Origin of the sequence: Geobacillus zalihae, assembly GCF_030414215.1 — a bacterium.
Taxonomy (GTDB): domain Bacteria; phylum Bacillota; class Bacilli; order Bacillales; family Anoxybacillaceae; genus Geobacillus; species Geobacillus zalihae.
Genome location: NZ_CP129217.1, coordinates 1678739 through 1697553 on the forward strand (window position 1 = coordinate 1678739; position 18815 = coordinate 1697553).

Sequence of the window (18815 nt, forward strand, 5' to 3'; positions counted from 1 at the left end):
AAATCTCCTTAACGGCGCCGGATAGGGTAAAACTGATCAACCGAAATATGCATTTTCACCAAATGTTGACGAAAGGACTTGAATTTTCTTATGAGGTAAACGATGAAACGTACACGCCTCATGTCTTCCCGATCGATTGGGAACATCCGGAGAACAATGACTTTTTAGTGGTCAATCAATTGCCGATTGAAGGGCGCATGTCCCGCCGGCCAGATATCGTTATATATATTAACGGTTTACCGCTGATTGTATTTGAGTTAAAAAATCCGAACAACGAGCAAGCGACTGTTTATGATGCATATACCCAAATTCAAAACTATACATATGATATTTCGCAATTATTTAACTACAACGCTTTTGTTGTTATTTCCGATAACGTGGAAACGAAGCATGGGATGCCGTTTGCCGATTACGATTTCTTTGCCTCATGGAAATCGATTGATGGGCGAAATGTCGATAACAACCGTGCTAATACGATGCGCACGCTGATTGAAGGATTATTTCCAAAAGACCGTCTGCTAAATTATATTCGTAATTTTATTGTCTTTTTGGAGGAAGGAAGCAAAATTACAAAAATCGGCGCGAAATATCACCAATTTTTTGGCGTAAACTTCGCTGTCAATGAAGCGATCCGTGCGACGCGGCCTGACGGAGACCGGAAAATCGGGGTAATGTATCATACAACGGGTTCGGGCAAATCGCTAAGCATGTTATTTTTCGCAGGAATTTTGTCTCGCCATCCGGAAATGGAAAACCCATCTATTGTCATTCAAGTGGATCGTAATGACCTAGACGAACAGTTGCATGATACGTTTGTGCAAGGGAAATCATACATCGGTCATGTGCATCACGCGGAAAGTACCGAACAGTTGCGAACATTACTGAGAGGGGAAGCGGGACAAATTATTTTCTCCACTATTGAAAAATTCCGTAAAAAAGAAGGAGAAACCCGACACCCTGTTTTATCGGAAAGACGAAACATTGTTGTGATTGCCGATGAAGCACACCGTACCCAAGCCGGTTTTACGGGCGGATTTGCCGCTCAGTTGCGTTATGCTTTGCCGAACGCTTCCTATATTGGGTTTACAGGAACCCCGGTCGATTTTGTTGATAACAATACAGAAGAAATTTTCGGACATATTATCCACCGCTACGATATGGCTCAGGCGGTCGAAGACAAAGCGACATTGCCAATTTACTATGAGAGCCGTCTAATTCCGCTTGATTTATCTACTGAGGACATTGATGAAAAATACAGAGAAATTATCGAAGAAGCAGGGGGAGACGATAAAGAGTCAGAGAGCTATAAAAGAAAATGGGCCGCTCTGGAAAAAGTCGTCGGTACTCCAAAACGGCTCCGTCGTTTAGCCAAAGATATCGTATCACATTTTAACCAAGTCGCCAATCCATTTCAAAAAGCCATGATTGTCTGCATGAGCCGGCGAATTGCGGTTGATTTGTATAATTATCTAAGAGAGATTCCAGAATGCCCTCCTGTTGAAGTGATTATGACAGGAGATGTATCAAAGGATCCTAAAGAGTGGCGAGAGGTTCAGCCGGGAAGCAAATATGCGCATATTAAGTCGAAAAAAGAGCAAGAAGAAGTGAAAGCCAAACTTCGTGACCCAGAAGACCCTTTGAAATTTGTCATTGTCGTCGATATGTGGTTAACAGGAATGGACGCTAAACCGCTTTCCTATCTTTATGTCGATAAGCCAATGAGGGGACACAATCTTATGCAAGCCATTGCCCGTGTAAACCGAGTGTTTCCAGGAAAAGAAGGCGGTGTAGTCGTTGATTATATTGGCATTGCCACTTCTCTGAAAGAAGCAACTCATAAATATACGCAAAGCGGCGGAACGGGAAGTCCTACTTATGATATTTCAGAGGCCGTTAACATCTTTATGAATCATCTGGAGACAGTAAGGGGATTTATTCCAAGTGAGATTGATGTTCAAAACTGGCGGGCAAAACCAAAGATAGAGCGCGAAGACTTCATTGCAGATCTTGTTAACATGCTTTTAAATCGAGATCCCGAGGAATATATCCAAGCAGCTACCAAACTAGAAAAATCGTATCAGTTGGTGAAACATCAGCCGGAAGTGCTTGAACTTGCAGATGAGGTTATGCTTTATTTAATGATGAAAGCACAACTTCGCAAACATTTGCGGCCACCAATTGAAAAACCGAGTGAAAATAAAACATTAGAAGAGCGATTATCAGAACTTATTGACAATAGTCTATTAGCGAAAGAAACTGTTGACATTTTCCAAATAGCAGGAATTGAACGCCCAGATATCAGCATATTGGACGAAGCGTTCTTAGCAGATTTAACGAAAAAAGAGCATGTAGACTTGCGCTTAAAGTTGCTGAAAAAACTTTTAGAGGACCAAATTAAAGTGACATTTAGCCAAGGAAGCCCACAGTCAAAGGCGTTAAGCGAACTTCTAGAGAAAACGTTAAGGGATTATCATAATCGTGTCATTCAGGCTGCTGATGTGATCCGGGTTATGATTAACATGCGCAAAGAAATGGAAGAAGAAATGCGCAAGCGGCACGACTTGGGATTGTCAGAGGAAGAAATTGAGTTTTACAAGGCGATCACTGCTATGGGGCAGGAAGCGTTCTCAAACGAGTTTCTTGCTAGTCTAATCCATAAGGTGGTCAAAGCTTTAAAGAAACAATTAGCCGTAGACTGGACAAGTCCTTACCGCCGAGATGTCTACGCCAAGGTCAAATTAGCTGTCAAGCAAGTACTCATCAGAGAAAAAATTACCGGCCAACAATTGCAATTCTTAACAAACAAATTCATGGAACAAGCCGAACAGCAATATAAAGACTGGCCGATGAATGCGTGACAACGAGAACAGATGTCTCTTATAGGGGCATCTGTTTTTGTATAAATCGTTATAAAGGGAGAAGAAATGCATGCGAGTAGGATTAGACAGAGAAATTATTAAAAGTCTTACAAGGACAGTAGAGTCGTTTTCACCATTGAGTGAAATGCTTCGGGAGTAGACAGAATTAATAACGAGAATAAATCTTGGCTCAAACATAAGCCGACATTTCAATTCGGTATTTTATCAACCTGAACTATCGATTGCCTTTAATACATTAGCCTCGAGATTGAGGGAAACACAATTACATATACAATCCATTGCTCCATTCTTAGAATCAATTAGTACGTTAAGGAACAGTTTTGCTGGTGCAACTGATTCTATGCAAACTGTTTTAGATAGTGTTAAACAATTAAGTTTATCATTAAGCAAAATCTACACTAGTATCGATAGTCCGATTGCAGAACTCCAAAGAACAATTAATTAAACATTAGAATTATATAAAGTTAACCTGTCACCGACGATAAAAGCATTAGAACAATGGCAGGTTCAATTTAAAGAATTGCAAAAAATAAATTTTCCAAAGGTTGGCCCGAGTTCGACACTTACTAGGCAAACAAATTGCTCACCAGCCCTTGATACATAAGGGTTGATGAGCGATTAGGCATACTTCACGCGTGTATCTATGAGTGATGCTGGATATGTAGGATTCTTAGAAGCAGATCCAACGCCTACAGCCACAAAGTTTTGGCGATGCTTTAAAGTGAGTTTCGCATGCTGATTTATATGTTCTTACGTTATAACTCATAAACCCCGATATTAAAAGGACTAATTTACGAAGCGTGTGCCTACGAAAATCAACGTATTTTCTAGTGTATAGACCTTAAATCCTTTGATATAAAAGGCTTTTTCTAAATTGTGCTTGCCTAAAATTGGACTTCAAACTGTCGAACTCGGAGTACAGAAAATATGTAAAAATCGCTTTTCGGTACGGAATTTTTGTAAAAAAAGAAGGGCCTGGTACGGAAAATATGTAAAAAGCCCCTTTCGGTACGGAATTTTTGTAAAAAAAGAAGGGGCCTGGTACGGAAAATATGTAAAAAACCCCTTTCGGTACGGAATTTTTGTAAAAAAAGAAGGGGCCTGGTACGGAAAATATGTAAAAAACCCCTTTCGGTACGGAATTTTTGTAAAAAAAGAAGGGGCCTGGTACGGAAAATATGTAAAAAACCCCTTTCGGTACGGAAATTTTGTAAAAAACTCCTTTCTGGTACGGGATTTTTGTAAAAAAAGAGGGGTCTGGTACGGAAAATGTGTAAAAAACCACTTTCCACCTATTCCTCCCGCTCCCATTCCTGTTTGCAATCCGGACATTGCCATTTGATTACACGATCTTTTTCCAAACTGGAAATGCCAATTTTTCTGCTAAAGTGGGTGGCATTGCCATAATGCTTTTGCAGTTCTTTTGGAATCGGATCTCCTTGCAAATTAGCGCCGCAGTAGGGGCAGAATTCTTTGCTATTCTCCATTTTCCTCTTCTCCTTTCTTATCTGGTCTATTTATTCGATTATATTTTTCTCTTGGGTGTATTCGTACTTCTTCCCGTTTCCTTTTCATTTCATTACCAAATATACGGATGAGCGGAATAATAAGTTTCTTTTGCTTGCCTGTATTTGAATTCTCTATCTGGGCGGCCATTATTTTATCTACCCAGTCTTCACTTTTTGTTGAGTAGATTTGTTATTTTACAGGGAGAAATTCGATGAAATGGGTTAAAAAGGGGCAAAGTGTAAGATAGAATAATAATAGATAATCGATTTTATTTTCTTTTCCTTATTATAAATTAATATAACAGAAGGCCTTTTTGGTCCAGAGAAATGGTGAAAAATCATCGGCAAGGATGTATGACGAAAACAGTCGTTGGCATTCTTGCCGATGTTTTTTATTTATCAACATTTTTGATGGAGGGATTATTTATGAATCAGTATTATGTCGTTCTTAGAACAAAAGAGAAAGATGAATTAATGGATGTCGTGGGGGCTTTGTCATTAGAGGAAGCATGGGCAATTGCCAGAATACGTTATGAAGAAAGAATGCGTGAGGGAGATAGTCTGTTTGTTTTTCCAGCGATAGGACCTCTTGCATTTGATGAGAATAATCGATTTGTTAGCAACAGCGGAGGGAATATGAAAATTATGATGAAGTTCTAAAGAAAACAAAGATGACTCCCGTTGAAGTGCAGTTCAACGGGAGTCATTTTTTTCGTTTCCTTTCATGGTACCGAACAATAGATCCCCATGGCCATCGAATCAAATTTACATCTTCTTCATCATGATTGCATCGCATTTGCCACTGTTAGACGTAACGACTCATCTTATCGATGTTTAGAACAGATTTTATCAAAAACGGATCAATCAGTCCGATTTGCATTAAAACCGAAAGTTGAAACAGAAGATATTCAACTATTACAAAATGATCATCCGTTATATAAATTAGCTTTGGAACTTGGGGGTACAGAAACGCAAAAAGCCACTATACCGGTGGCAATAGTAAAAGCAAATGTTCTGGAACGTATCCAAATAGAATTAGACCAAATTAATGTTGTAGATGGAACAGGCGAGAATTAGAACAGTCACTTATTCTTTTAGGTAAGCGAGAATCTGATGATTGGATAGAAATAGACCTCTATCTTTTATTTAATGGGGATTTTGAATATATAAGTACAGGTATAGAAGACCCTTCGTTTAAACGTGAAACGATCATACACGCATGAAAAATCCTGTAGGGTGTACAGTTAAAACATGATGAATGCTTGAACAAAAAGTGTATTTATTTGCGGAAATCTATAGTTTTCATTAGCTTGGTATGGGATTTATGTAAAAACTATTATTTTGGTACGGGAATTTTGTAAAAGCTCAGTACGGGATTTAAGTAAAAACTGTGGTCTCAGTGCGGAATTTTTGTAAAACGTTCCTCGGTACGGGATTTATGTAAAAAGATTTGATTTAGTACGGGAAATATGTAAAAAAATAAAAATTACTATGATGAATGATTGACCGGTATCAATTTGATACTGGTTTTTTTATTATCAAATAATGTTATATCCATCCAGAAAATGTAATTTATTTTATTAAAAAATTTGGGTCAAATTAGGAGTCGGGATATAGTAATAGTCGTCTGGATAGGTCATTCTTCTAAATTTTAGAACACTTGATCTGAAGACATTTTTAAACTATTAGGTATATGAAGTTGTTCATACAGTTAACTGGGTAGGTTTTAATATACCCAGTTAACCCTATGAATCTGTGGCTCAATGTTAAATATTTTAGCTTTTCGTTTGAGCCGAATGGAAAAAATGCACTTTTAAATCGCTCAATAAAAGAAAGGTTGCATGACGGCCAATACTATTTCGATAAGTGCTGGGTTGGATGCACTTTAAATCGGCACGTCGTTACTTTCATTCGTAACGAATATTCGTATCTTTTATTTGTATCGAATGGAAATAAACGAATGGCAATGATGCAATATCATTGCGATACTAAGCGGTAAAACAGGTAACCCATATTCGTTTCTAAAAACAGAAAATGGGGATAAAAGGATTTGATAATGAACTTGAAAATGTATTCGTAACGATTGATAGATACGTATATTCGTTTCGATAGGGCATTGTAAAATCATCGATCGGTTTCCTATTGAAAAATTGCATTTATTTGTAAGGCCATCGGTTAAGTATAGATTGATCAAAGCATCATGATAAATTCCGAATACATTCTTTTCAGAATCCGTAGCACATCTGAAATTATATGGTTATAAATTGCCACAAATATTCTGCAAAAGTTATTAGAATTTAGCACAAGTGAAGTTATAATGTTTAAAAAAATCGGAGGTGATTTAAATGAAATTAATAGAAGCATTAGAACAATTAAACAACGGAAAATCGTTTGCAGAGGTTGCAGCCATGGCAGGAATAAATGAAAAAAACTTAGAAAGAAAACTGGCAAATGCAGCAATTGAATTTGATCAAGAAGAAAATGAATATAAATATAAAGGTATTGCACCAGAAGAATCATTGAGTAGAGATGTAAAAAGTAGAATCGTCGTTTTATTAGTTGATAAACCCTTTGTAAAAAAGAAACAAGAAAATCGAACGCCAATAAACGTTGAAGAGAATTTCGATTTGGAATATAAAATGTTCAAAGATTACTTAAAAGTAGATCATTCGTTGTTAAAAGAGAAGAAAACCTTTTTCTTAACAGAAGAAATGTATAACACAATAAAAAATCTAAGTGTAGAAAAATCATTTAAAATAAATGCACTAGTAAATGTTTTGCTGGAAAGAGGGTTGGAATATTACAAGGTTGATTTAAAAGAAAAGGATGGCTGACTATTGGTAATATTTCTGTTTTAAATTTACTGCCTGAAATAACAGCATGAACATAACTAACTGGTTTATGTTTCATGCTGTTTATTTTTTAATCTTCTATTTTTCTTATGCCTACTAATTTTGAATATAGGCGATAAGAAATCGATAGACAACAATTAGGTATAGTTGAACAACATCGTCTTTCAATTTTTTTCGTTCTTCTATTTCTTCTTCCGTCAGGATTTCTTGTAATTCCAGTTCTTTGGCCATAGCTATGTATTCTTCGTATAGTTCGATTAATGTTTCTTTCTCGGCTTCCATGCCTTCGACATATTTGGATTCTGGTATGCTATTGACCTCTAACCACTCGGCTATCCGATTCAAGTTCCACTTTTTGTTAGCAACCAGCTTCGTGGCAAAATACATATCCTATCCGCAACGCAAACATATCCATTTAAAACTCCAAAAAAGATGCCGCAGTAATATATGCTGTCCGCTTGTTCCCATCCACAAAATACTGATTGTGGTTAAAGTATGCATATATACAGCAGCTTTTTTTAATAAACCCGGTTTGTACCCAAGGCTGTCGATGAGATTTGGCTCATGTTCTCCCGACAAACCTCCGAATGTTTTTAAGGCCATATCATGGAACATTCGGATATGTTTCGGCTCTAAAGGTTCAATGCTCAATTTTTACTCAACCTCTTTAAACCTTTGAGGTTTCTGCGAATGACTTTGGCAGCAACTTTTTGAAGCCTTACATCTTTGTCATTTTTTCCAGTAGCTTTTTTCATTTCATCCTCCTGAATGATTGCGACTTGTTGCAACATATATATGCCCTCTTTCTCGTTATTATTGCTTATCATAGCATATATTTATCTCATTTAACAGAAAAAAAGAAGGAGCTACATACTAATTTAGCTCCGATGCATTTTCAACGTGATCTTTCTCAATTTCAATGGTCAAGTCCTAATTATTGTGTAAATTCCCCTTTGATAGAAAACATGGACCTGATAACTTGACGTATAGTATAGGTGAGTCCGGTAAACGTCCCTGACGGTCGTCTTCCCGGACAAACGATCATGTTGTCAAGGAATCAATGCGTCAAGGAGCTTTCAGGCATATCCTCGTTTCGCTCTGGTATTCCACGTTCTCCTTGACACGTCAAAGGGGTGAGCCGTTATCCCACTCTTTTCATCGCCGGAGTCTCTTGATTCATCGAGCGGGCTTCTTGTTCTTTTGTTTTCTGTCACTGCCAATAGTCAGACAATCTAAACCCTTCTTCGGGGATTTGATTCAGAACTTGTTCGAGCAGCTTAGTCAATCCTTTATCTTTCAGCAATAGCCCGTGCAAAAGTTCATCATTTACAGGAATATGATATTGAGCCAGCGTTGCATTCCTCCTTATGTTTGGGGTTCACTGTTTATTTGACCAAAGGGGAAGCAACGTGGCTCTTTTTTCTATTCCTTTTTTACACAATTATACGGACTTAACTTAGGAACCCACATACTACACACCGAAGAAAAATCTGCACAAGAGGCACTTTAACACAATTAATTTATTTCATTTTATTAACTTTCTTAAATAGAAAAACCTTGAAATATCGCGTATTTTCAAGACGCATTTTAATTGATTTAACCATTTTACGTATTTAACTTACTTGTTTTTCCCCTTTCTATTTTGACAGGATTATACCCAGAATTGTACCCACATAATCACATTCTATAATTTACATAATGATTTCTGAGTAAACTTACAATTCAAACTTACAATTCAAACTTACAATTCATACGGATAATAATAAAAATATACAAAATGTAACATTTTTCGCCAAAAAATGATAAAATTCAAGAATAAGGTCATTTGATCTTCTTCTTTTTAGCTTAATTGGGGAAGGGGAGATTTGATGTATATATCTAAATTAGTAATAGAAGGATATCGTTGTTTTAATGAAAAAACCGAAATACCTTTAAATGAAGGACTTACAGTTATCTTGGGTGAAAACGGAAGCGGCAAGTCGGCTATTATTGATGCAATACGATTAATCTTAAATGAAGACGAGTTTGGTAATGTTAAAATTACTGAAAAAGAGTTTTGGCACTCAATTGGTAATACTAAGAATGAGATAAGGTCTAATTTTACGATTGACCTAATCTTCTCGGGTCTCAACGAAAAGGAACAATTAGCTTATTTACCTTGGTTAAACCCGAACGATTTATGTTCGGCATCTTTACATTTAAAAGTGCAAAATAAGACTAATTCTAGAAATCAATATAAGAGGGAATTATGGGGAGGTAATTCCTCAAGTAGTATATTCGAGTGGGATACATATAATTCAATTCAATGCACATATTTACCGCCATTGCGTGACGCAGAACAACGCCTTAGAGCTGTTAGAGGATCACGTTTAGCTCGCTTAATAACTAAAATGGAGTCAAAAAATAACGCAAGAGAGCGTTTAGAAGATATAGTTAAACAAAATAACAAAGAATTATTAAAAGATGAGCTGATCGTAAAAGCAAAGGATAATATTAAAAATCGACTAATAGAATCTTTGGGAGAACAATTGGCTCAAGATATTAGCGTTTCTTTTTCGGAAACTCGATTCGAGAGAATCATTGAAAATTTAAAACTGTTATTCTATCCGCTTCTTGATAATGAAGTGAGTGTAGAAGAGTTTCGGGAGTTATCAGAAAATAGTCTTGGATATAACAACTTAATTTATTTAGCAACTGTATTAGCGGAATTAGAGCAAACAGAAGAAAATGAGTTATCTACTCGCATTCTTCTGATAGAGGAACCCGAGGCACATTTACATCCACAACTACAGACAAAATTACTTGAATATATAGAAAAACAAGCTCGAATAAGTGGTGTTCAAGTTATTGTCACTACCCATTCACCAATAATAGCTTCTTCTGTTGACTTAAATAATATTTTAGTTGTTAAAAGAACAGATTTTAATAACAGTCCTACGATTGTTCCATTAAAGAATGTAGGATTAACTCCAAAACAGAAATTTTTCTTGCAACGTTGGATGGATATTACTAAATCAACTTTATTGTTTGCTAGAGGTGTGATTCTTGTTGAAGGGATAGCGGAAGGACTAGTTATTCCAGAGTTGGCTAAAAGAGTATTACATAAATATTTGAATTCAAAGAAAAAAATATCCGATTACTCTTTAGAAGAATATAGTGTTTCCGTAATAAATATGGGTGGTATTTATTTCGAGTCATTCTTTCAACTATTTATGAATGCAGAAGAACAAGGAAAAGGTATACCAATTAGATGTGCAGGTATAACAGATTGTGATCCTAAAGAAAGTGACACTCCTTATGTTGGAAATGAGTGCGAATGTAATAATCCGGCATTAAAACTACAGATGATACTGAAAGATAACAAATATTGCCGCTTATACAGTAATTCTAAAACTTTTGAATATGACTTGGCTCTATGCGGAAACAACTTTTTGGTAATGGTTGATACCTTCCTTGAAATTTTAGAAACAGATGGATCTATCAGAGAAGACTTTGAAAAATATAAAAAGGAATTTATCAGAAAAACTGATAGTGAAAAAGCTAAAATAGCAAAATGCTTATTAGATAGAATAGATAACCCTAAATTATGCGGTAAGGGTTTATTTGCTCAACACTTAGCTTATAAACTTGCCAATGAGGAAATAGAATTTACAGTTCCTAATTATATCGAGAAAGCTATTCTTTGGGCTTGCAATCTAAATGAAAGGAGTGAAAGTAATGTACCAACAAATTCTGGAAATTAAACCCATAAATAAATTAGATTTAATTTATTCGGTGTTAAATAACGAAGATATAAAACGTCTTTCCCCAGAGCAAGCTACTTTTATTTTACATCCAATTAATCGGGATTGTTTTTTAAGCGCTTGCCCGGGCAGTGGAAAAACGCATTCGGTTGGCATCAAAATAGCATATGAAATTCAAAATTGGATTTCCAAGATAAGTGGTATAGCTGTTCTCTCATTTACGAAAAATGCTGCGGAAGAAATCAAAAATCGTGCTAATCGCTTTTTGGGAAATTTGAATGTAAGTCATCCTCATTTCGTTGGTACGATTGATAGTTGGCTCCATTCCTATATTTTCCACCCTTTTGGTTCTGTAGTAACTAGGTATAAGGGAGCTGAAGGGGATGTTTCACATAAATTAATACAGGATGGTAATCATGGTACATGGTTAAAAAATTTTAGTACCAATAAAATTTCTATACTAGATTACACTATTGATATGAATGAAAATCCTACAGTTTGTGATGAAAAGAAAAAAATCGAAAATGATCCCTTAACTATTAGTACTCTATTAAACAAAAAGAAACAGTTTGCAGAAAAAGGTTTTGTAACCTATGCAGACATAGAATATTGGTGTTACAAGCTTTTGCAACAAAGAGGGGATATTCTTGATTTAATTGCTAAAAGATTTCCCTATATTTTTATTGATGAGTGTCAGGATTTATCTGAAATTCAGCTTGGTATTTTAAGTTTATTAAAACAGGCAGGGGTAACTATTCATTTAATCGGTGATTTAGATCAAGCAATTTACGGATTTAGAAAGGTCTATCCGGAAAAAGTGATTGAGAAAATAGATGAATGGAAAATGGAACGTTTACAATTAACCATTAATCACAGAAGTGTCCAGCAAATTTGTAATGTTGTTGCTAAACTAGGTGGAAAGCAACAAATTATAGGAACCCGGTCAAGTCTTAATCAATCTTGTTTACTTTGGGTTTATGATAAAAAAAATGATCTATATCAACTTCAAGAAGCATTTATCAACTTATTAGACAAAAGGAATTTAAATGTCAAAGATGCGATTATTATTGCTAGAGGATCCTCGACAATTAGGCAAATTAAAGGTTACCCAAAGGATACAAAACTAGACAAAGCTAAAAATCATATTGTATACAAAATTGCATCCGCTATTACTCACTGGAGTTCAGCTAATTTTAAAGACAAAAATGTCGCATTAGAATTATTTAGTCAAGCCATTATCGACTTAGCGTATGCCGGAAAAGGTAAATCAGGAATTATTACAACCCCTTTTTCTTACAACCCAATAGATTGGCGTATAAAACTTGGAACTTATCTCGAGAAGATTGCTAGTAAAAGTGATTTTATAGTTAAAGAAACTTCTAAACAAATATGGAAAAATTGGGTTAAAGATATTCTTAAAAGTGAATTTAAGAATATTTGGGATGAACTTAAAGATGTTGAATACTCATTTGAGAAAATTGTCAGAAGATTAAGATCTCCTGAAGGATTGTCAGATATTCCTATGTCTAAAAAATTTTTAATGGGTGAAAAAAAGATCGAAATTAAAGTAAAAGTAGATACGATACATAAAGTAAAAGGAGAAACTTACAGGGCCGCTCTTGTAGTTTCTTCACCAACTAAAAAATCTGATGGTGGACATTTCACACAATGGTTACAGAAAGGTACAGAAGCAAGCCGCTTTGCTTATGTAGCATGTTCAAGACCACAAGATTTATTAGTTTTAGCTATTCCAGAGTACAGCGAAGAGATATTAAACTTAGGATTTTATTTAGATGACATGAAGGAATATATCTCTGTGTAAAATGATAAGCAATTTTCAACTATTATAACTATCTCGAATAAATTTCCAAATATAACCGATTAATGTTTAGGATGTCTAGCAAAATTCCACCACCTAAAAAAGCAAGAGTTATTGGAAGTAAGTTTAATTCAAAAAGTGAAAAATAACCTAAGGATGGTTCACCAAACTGTTATTAAAAGCCATCATCTATTAAAAAAGCGCGAAGGAATATTTGAGATACTTTCTAGTCTGTATAGAGATGAAAAATATCAATCGTTTATAAACTTGTCTGTTATTCAAGTCGAAGGTTTATTTTACGATTTCTGTTTAATTCTTAATGATGAAATCGAATTCGATAATCTTGGAACACTTATTTAGTGTGAAAGCCGAAAAAGTATTTTCAACAAATCGTGCATTGTGGTTATCTATGTATCCTTATTTTGCATTTGAAGCTCCAATCTTTAGAAACAAAATTACCCATAATGGTCTTTGGGATCCAGACGATATTAAAAACTTTGCTAATGAATTGATTTATGATTTATTTGCAATAATTAGTGCAATAAAGTTTACACCAAAATTACCTTATAATCAGCTTGGAGTTATTTTATCTTTGCGTCAAGAGATTAAGAAACTTGAATTATCATACGAGGATTATTCAACAGTTTTATTTTCGCTATTTAGTGGAAACCAAGGAAGAAATCTTGGAAAAGAAATTTTTGATATATTAAAACGAAGAGAAGAAAAAAAGGAAGTATTAGAGTTTTACTCAATACCTATCTCAGAATTTGTAAGCACCAATCTATATGAAGAGTGTTGCAGACTTACGCGAGTTATATACGATGAAAAATTATGGGAATTAATAATTAAACAGTTATCTTCGATTACAAAACATGAACCCGACAAGCCATATGATTTTGTAGACTTTGCAGAAACGATAGTAAATAGTTATATTGGTGAATTTGAAAAAGATAGTAGATTAAAGGAAAAATGTATTTTAATAAAAAAGGAATTGAAAAAATTTTACTGATGAGTTTAATAAGCTTATAAATTAGAGAAGTCTTGAATTGTTTTCAACAACTAGTCAATATTTTAGAGTTGCAAGAAGAAGGGGAAAGAAAATGAGTCAAATTATTGATACTTTAGGCGAATTAGCTGCTAAGCAAAAATTGGTCCCATTTATGGGTGCTGGCTGTTCTGCTTCTATGCTACCAGATTGGGATTCTCTAGTCAGCGAGATGGCCGAGCAGTTAGGACTAACGTCTATTACGAATCATTTTGAAATTGCTCAAAAATATGTGGATACGTTCGGAAGGGATAAATTTTGTGAGTTTTTGAAGAGTAAATTAGAAATTTCGGAATTTGATGATGAAAAAGGATATGTCCATTTAACAATAATGAATATGGGTGTTCCCGTTATTTACACTACAAACCAAGATAATGTGATGGAAAAAGCGTTTGAGAAGTATGGAAGGAAATACAGGACTATCATTCATTTAAAGGATTTTGCTGAAGCGAAATTGTCAGAACAGCTTTATATTAAGTTTCATGGGGATCTTAACTATCCTGAATCTATCGTATTCACACAAGAGGATTATCAAAAAAGAATGAGTGATCCGGAAAATGCATTTAACATCCGTTTACGAGCGGATCTATTAGCAAAAAATTTGTTATTTGTAGGCTATAGTTTTCGTGATATCAATACTCAACAAATGTTTGCTGAACTACAGAAAGCATTTTATGGAGAATTACCAACATCCTATATGATTGCATATAGATATAGTAATGAACTCCAATCATTGTGTGATCAATACGGAATTACATTGATAGATCCCATGAAGGAATGCCCTGAAGCTAAAAATCATATAGAAGCCTTCGAAACCTTTTTAAAATGTATGTTAGAAGAAACAAGGAGCAAAAAATTTGAAGATGGAATGGAAGAGTTTTTTACACCAATATCTTCAACACCTGTAAAAGTGGTAAGTAAGCAAGAAATAGATCTTTTAGAACAAACTATAAAAAAGAAACCTTTTTCTATAGGCATTAAATTATTTCGGGAAATTTGCGATTTATCAGATATTCCTTTAGATTATGAAAAGCGAATTGTCGAAGCTTTTACTGAACTAGCTAAGAAAGTGAAGACCGATGAAGATACCGATTCTTTGAATGCAGCAATCTTTAACTTAAAATTAAAGAATCCATTGAATAAACTTAAGATTTTGGCTGCACTTATGGCAACTGCTAATGTAAGAAGCCCAAAAAGTAAGTACGGTGGTGACCATTTCTTTGTTGGGATGCAAGGTGTTAGTAAAAGTACTTACATTGTTGTTGCAGCAAAAGCAATTGAATACGTCTATAGTTGGGGATGGAAACCAACACCTCCTCTTTCTTGGAATGTTAATCACTGGATTGAAAAAGGAGCAGATTTTAAGGCTTTACCAAAACAAATACAACAATACGTAATGTACTGGGTAGATAAAATGAGAAGAGATTGCAAAACAGTCGCAGAACATCCGATTAAAAGGCAACAAAGACTTCGAGATTATTCTTTAATTGACCCCTCAGTTAGTCTTACAGAAGATGAAACTAAATTACTGAGCGAGTTAATTAACCAAGAACTTTAACGTTTGTCTTTATAGAATATAGAAGAAGGGTCATTACGGCCACAGAAATAGTATTGTTCAATAATAAAATAAGGCGCAATTGTGGAACACAATCACACCTTTTAAACAGCTATTTAAAACACCGTCCAGCTTTAACTAAACGAGCGTTAAATACGCTATCCGTTACAGATGATTTATAAAAATATTTAGCTGAAAAAGAAACAAATCTATAAAATTTTGCAAAATAGTTGTTGACTTTTCATCATAATCTGATAAAATACAAAACAAATGAATAACTTAATATACGACAAGGGAAAACCCCAAGCTTTACAGCGCTACCTATGCGTATATACACGCATAAGAAGTAGCGGTGTTTGGCTTGGGGTTTTTTGTATTTTAAGCTAAATTATTTTTATACGGAGGTAACAGAGCATGGGCAAAACAAATATTTCAGCTAAATCTACTTTAATTGAGGCTTTTAATGAATACGAAAAAAGCCAGTTTTGGTCAAAAAATACTAGACGTACCTATCGAAAAAATGTAATTTACATGTCAGAATATATGTTAAACCAAGGATTAAATCCAGTGCTTGAGAATATCGATTATGAATTCGTGAAGATATGGGAAAATGATCAACGAAAACAAGGCTATAGTCCGAAAACGATAAAACAACATCAGGCAACGATGCAATCTATGTTTACGCATTATAACCGACTCGGAGTTATTAACGGAAATCCATTCGCAGCATTAAAAATCACAGATTCTAATAAACAAAAACATCATTCGAGAGCATTAAATATCACCGAATTATACCAAGTTTATAAAGCTGCGTTTGAGTTGCAAGAAAGTGGTGTTAATGTATTAGTTCCAACCCTAATAGATATGTTTACTGCTCTCAGAGTCACATCGCTCGAAAAACTAACAGTTCGTTCAGTTTCTACTACTATGAACGGGCTAGTTTATGAGTTTGATCCAAAAAAAGATCGAGTAAAAGAAGACAAACTTCTTGACCAATATCTAGAGGAAGGGGATAAACACACTGATAATTCACCAAACAGCAAAAACAAAGATTTCTTTATTCCATTACCACCTAAGCTCATGAAATTACTCACCCAATATACAGAACACATGGAACCAAATGATGCATTGTTATACGGTTTGAGAGGGAAACCGCTCATTAACAAGCAAATGAATTATATAATCGATAAAGTATGTGAACATTTGGGATGGGTGAAAGTAGAATATGAACAACCAGAGAATAATGAAAATCATAACAATGCAAAAGAGAAGGGAAGAAGAAACAAAATAATCCGTAAAACAGAGAAGTATTTCACACCGCACGGACTACGATACACTCTTTCTACCTTGTTTCATGAAATGGGGGTCTCAGATGATGCTATACGCTTTTTGCTTGGACACTCTAAATATGAGCTTGGCGCTCTGCAGCATTATATTTTAAGTGATGCAAAGTATATTAAAGAAATTCGAGCGGCCCAAGTAATAATCGAAACTCTTTTTGAAACTGCTATGGAACTTGAATCTAATTATAATATCACGCTAGATTTAGAAGAAATTTTTGATGAAATTCCTAAAGTTTATTCGAATCAATTGAAAAACAAAAATTACATCAATCTGTTTAAAGAACATCTCGTAAAGTATGCATTTGCGGCATTACATCAAAAAATACTTAAAGAATCAGGGAATAATCATTCTGATTATTTTACATTTAAAGCACCAGAACTTTATAATCAGATTGCTATGGCGCAGCAAGGGTATTTTCCACATGCTCCAATGCCTTATCAGCAAACTCATGGAATGCACTCAATGTCATACGATCTCACGCATCCAGTGCCTTTGTATCCGCCAACTCATATTCACATGAAATAACTACCCGGCTAGGGTAGTTATTTCCGTACTAAGCAGGTTTTAAAATATGTTAAATGTTTCAATCGCTTTTTTCTTTTGCTCAAAGTCAACATGAGTGTATACTTGCGTCGTGACTAAACTTTCATGGCCGAGTAGTTCTTGTACGGTACGCAAATCAACATTTTCTTTATTTTCTTGTATCAACAAGGTAGCAAACGTATGCCGCAAATGATGGAGTGAGAACCGTTGAGGTGGCAGACCAGCTTTTTGTAAGATTTCTTTAAATATCTTATGTAAACCACGCGGATTCAGTTTTTTACCGTTTTTATTTAAAAATACCGGTTGGGAAGGATGGAGCTGATATTCTTCTAAACTTCCCATATAGCTCTTAATTAAAGGGACAACCATGGGATGAAGGGGGAGTAAGCGCTCTTTTTTTCCTTTCCCATATATGCGTATCGTGTTGTTCGATAAATCAATTTGTTCCCAAGTTAGTTCAACAATTTCAGATCTTCGCATACCCGTAGTGGCTAACAGTTTAAATAGAAGATGGTTTCGCATCGCCATTCGGCTATTGTCTTGCTCCAAAAAATGGAACAGCTTTCGTAGTTCAGACAAAGACATATAAGTCGGTAATTTGCTATCCGTTTTAGGAGTATCAATTCCGATCATAAAATCGCTGTCGATTAGATTTTCTTTGACACAGTATTTACTGAACGATTTCAAGCAAGAAATTCTCCGATAGACCGTTCTAGGTTTGACGTTTTCTTTTGTAATCTGATGCTGGATGAAGCGACGAACATGCGTTTTTGTAATGTCATGAAGTTGTACAGAATAACCGTGTTGAATTAAGAAGTTCTCGAAACATCTCAAATCATAAGCATAACCATCAACGGTGTTAAGTGAATAGTTTTTTTCAATTTGCAAGTACAACACAAATTCATCAATGGCTTGTCGAAACAACATAAAAAACACCTCCAGTTGATAATCAACGACCGATGATAATCGATAAAAAAATAATGATAACTCGTTTAAAAAATGATAATTCGTAGACACAAAAAATTATGAGGAACTTAGGTTAACAAGTTCCGGATAATTGATTTTATGGGTACTTGAGGGAAGAAACCCTCAAATTTCGGGGAAATTGATAAGTTTACATAATATAAATTATAGGAAGTTATATTCGGTTTTGTCTCAATAAAAAGTAATCTTTTGATAGTGAGACGAAAAGCAAAGAAACAACGACATCCGTCATGAATGAGCGCTTTTGCAGCATACGCATGCAGCGGACATATTTGGCTGCTAAGCTCCTTGCCACCTGGAAATCCGTTATAGGTATAAAGGAGTGCGCGATGATGAGATGCGGGCTCGTCCATATTTGTTGTGTCATACCAAAAAAATCAAGAGTCGTCGCCGATTTGGTTTTTGCGCCGTTCCTAGCTTGTGCCCGAGCAGTATGTGTTTCACCGCAATCATTTTCCGCATCCGTCTCGCCTTCCTGATCGTTTGACAGTGGCTGGGCTTGTCCCTTTCTCCTGCCGAGTTGAAAGGCGTGCGGATGCAAAT

At 35.2% G+C, this 18815-nt stretch carries 13 protein-coding genes and 1 pseudogene; 9 read left to right on the top strand and 5 right to left on the bottom strand.

Translation table 11 applies throughout. The features are described 5' to 3' along the window. Positions 1-8: 8 nt before the first annotated feature. A pseudogene (locus tag QWV57_RS08590) lies at positions 9-2858 on the top strand (type I restriction endonuclease subunit R); the annotation flags it as partial. Positions 2859-4171: 1313 nt separating this feature from the next. Here QWV57_RS08590 and QWV57_RS08595 read toward each other — a convergent pair. Continuing rightward, the gene (locus QWV57_RS08595) at positions 4172-4366 is read right to left on the bottom strand and encodes a hypothetical protein (RefSeq protein ID WP_020755865.1); all 195 of its coding nucleotides are present in this window, start codon (positions 4364-4366) and stop codon (positions 4172-4174) included. Between the two features lie 375 nt (positions 4367-4741). On the opposite strand from QWV57_RS08595, the gene QWV57_RS08600 reads away from it, so the two are divergent. The 3 genes from QWV57_RS08600 (at position 4742) to QWV57_RS08610 (ending at position 7221) form a co-directional block, all read left to right on the top strand. Then, entirely contained in the window at positions 4742-5047 is a 306-nt protein-coding gene (locus tag QWV57_RS08600) for a hypothetical protein (protein ID WP_223810910.1), read from the top strand. 87 nt (positions 5048-5134) lie between these two features. Next, a complete protein-coding gene (locus QWV57_RS08605) occupies positions 5135-5464 on the top strand; it encodes a hypothetical protein (protein WP_020755867.1) in 330 nt (109 codons plus the stop codon). Positions 5465-6732: 1268 nt separating this feature from the next. Further along, positions 6733-7221 carry a hypothetical protein gene (locus QWV57_RS08610; protein ID WP_020755868.1) on the top strand — a complete coding sequence of 163 codons (489 nt, stop codon included), beginning with the start codon at positions 6733-6735 and terminating at the stop codon, positions 7219-7221. Positions 7222-7335: 114 nt separating this feature from the next. Here the strand turns inward: QWV57_RS08610 and QWV57_RS08615 are convergent, their stop codons facing one another. The 3 genes from QWV57_RS08615 to QWV57_RS08620 all read right to left on the bottom strand — a co-directional run bounded on the left by QWV57_RS08615 (position 7336) and on the right by QWV57_RS08620 (position 8030). Then, positions 7336-7626: a hypothetical protein gene (locus QWV57_RS08615; protein WP_033006152.1), complete on the bottom strand. Its 291-nt coding sequence runs from the start codon at positions 7624-7626 to the stop codon at positions 7336-7338. A gap of 28 nt (positions 7627-7654) precedes the next feature. After that, on the bottom strand, positions 7655-7762 hold the full coding sequence (locus tag QWV57_RS17960) for a Fic family protein (RefSeq protein WP_090949102.1): 108 nt from the start codon (positions 7760-7762) through the stop codon (positions 7655-7657). Between the two features lie 124 nt (positions 7763-7886). Then, on the bottom strand, positions 7887-8030 hold the full coding sequence (locus QWV57_RS08620; protein ID WP_164832336.1) for a hypothetical protein: 144 nt from the start codon (positions 8028-8030) through the stop codon (positions 7887-7889). Positions 8031-9107: 1077 nt separating this feature from the next. Here QWV57_RS08620 and QWV57_RS08625 point away from each other — a divergent pair. The 5 genes from QWV57_RS08625 (at position 9108) to QWV57_RS08645 (ending at position 17270) form a co-directional block, all read left to right on the top strand. Further along, a complete protein-coding gene (locus QWV57_RS08625; RefSeq protein ID WP_033006506.1) occupies positions 9108-10982 on the top strand; it encodes an ATP-dependent nuclease in 1875 nt (624 codons plus the stop codon). Further along, positions 10957-12804 carry a UvrD-helicase domain-containing protein gene (locus QWV57_RS08630; protein WP_128570089.1) on the top strand — a complete coding sequence of 616 codons (1848 nt, stop codon included), beginning with the start codon at positions 10957-10959 and terminating at the stop codon, positions 12802-12804. Before QWV57_RS08625 ends, QWV57_RS08630 begins: the two co-directional genes overlap by 26 nt. 358 nt (positions 12805-13162) lie before the next feature. Continuing rightward, positions 13163-13810, top strand: coding sequence for a hypothetical protein (locus QWV57_RS08635; RefSeq protein WP_301101902.1), 648 nt, complete (start codon positions 13163-13165; stop codon positions 13808-13810). Positions 13811-13901: 91 nt separating this feature from the next. Further along, positions 13902-15404, top strand: coding sequence for an SIR2 family NAD-dependent protein deacylase (locus QWV57_RS08640; RefSeq protein WP_301101904.1), 1503 nt, complete (start codon positions 13902-13904; stop codon positions 15402-15404). Positions 15405-15815: 411 nt separating this feature from the next. After that, a complete protein-coding gene (locus QWV57_RS08645; RefSeq protein ID WP_020755399.1) occupies positions 15816-17270 on the top strand; it encodes a tyrosine-type recombinase/integrase in 1455 nt (484 codons plus the stop codon). 39 nt (positions 17271-17309) lie between these two features. Here QWV57_RS08645 and QWV57_RS08650 read toward each other — a convergent pair whose 3' ends face one another. Next, entirely contained in the window at positions 17310-18215 is a 906-nt protein-coding gene (locus QWV57_RS08650) for a tyrosine-type recombinase/integrase (RefSeq protein WP_033005840.1), read from the bottom strand. Positions 18216-18815: the final 600 nt, after the last annotated feature.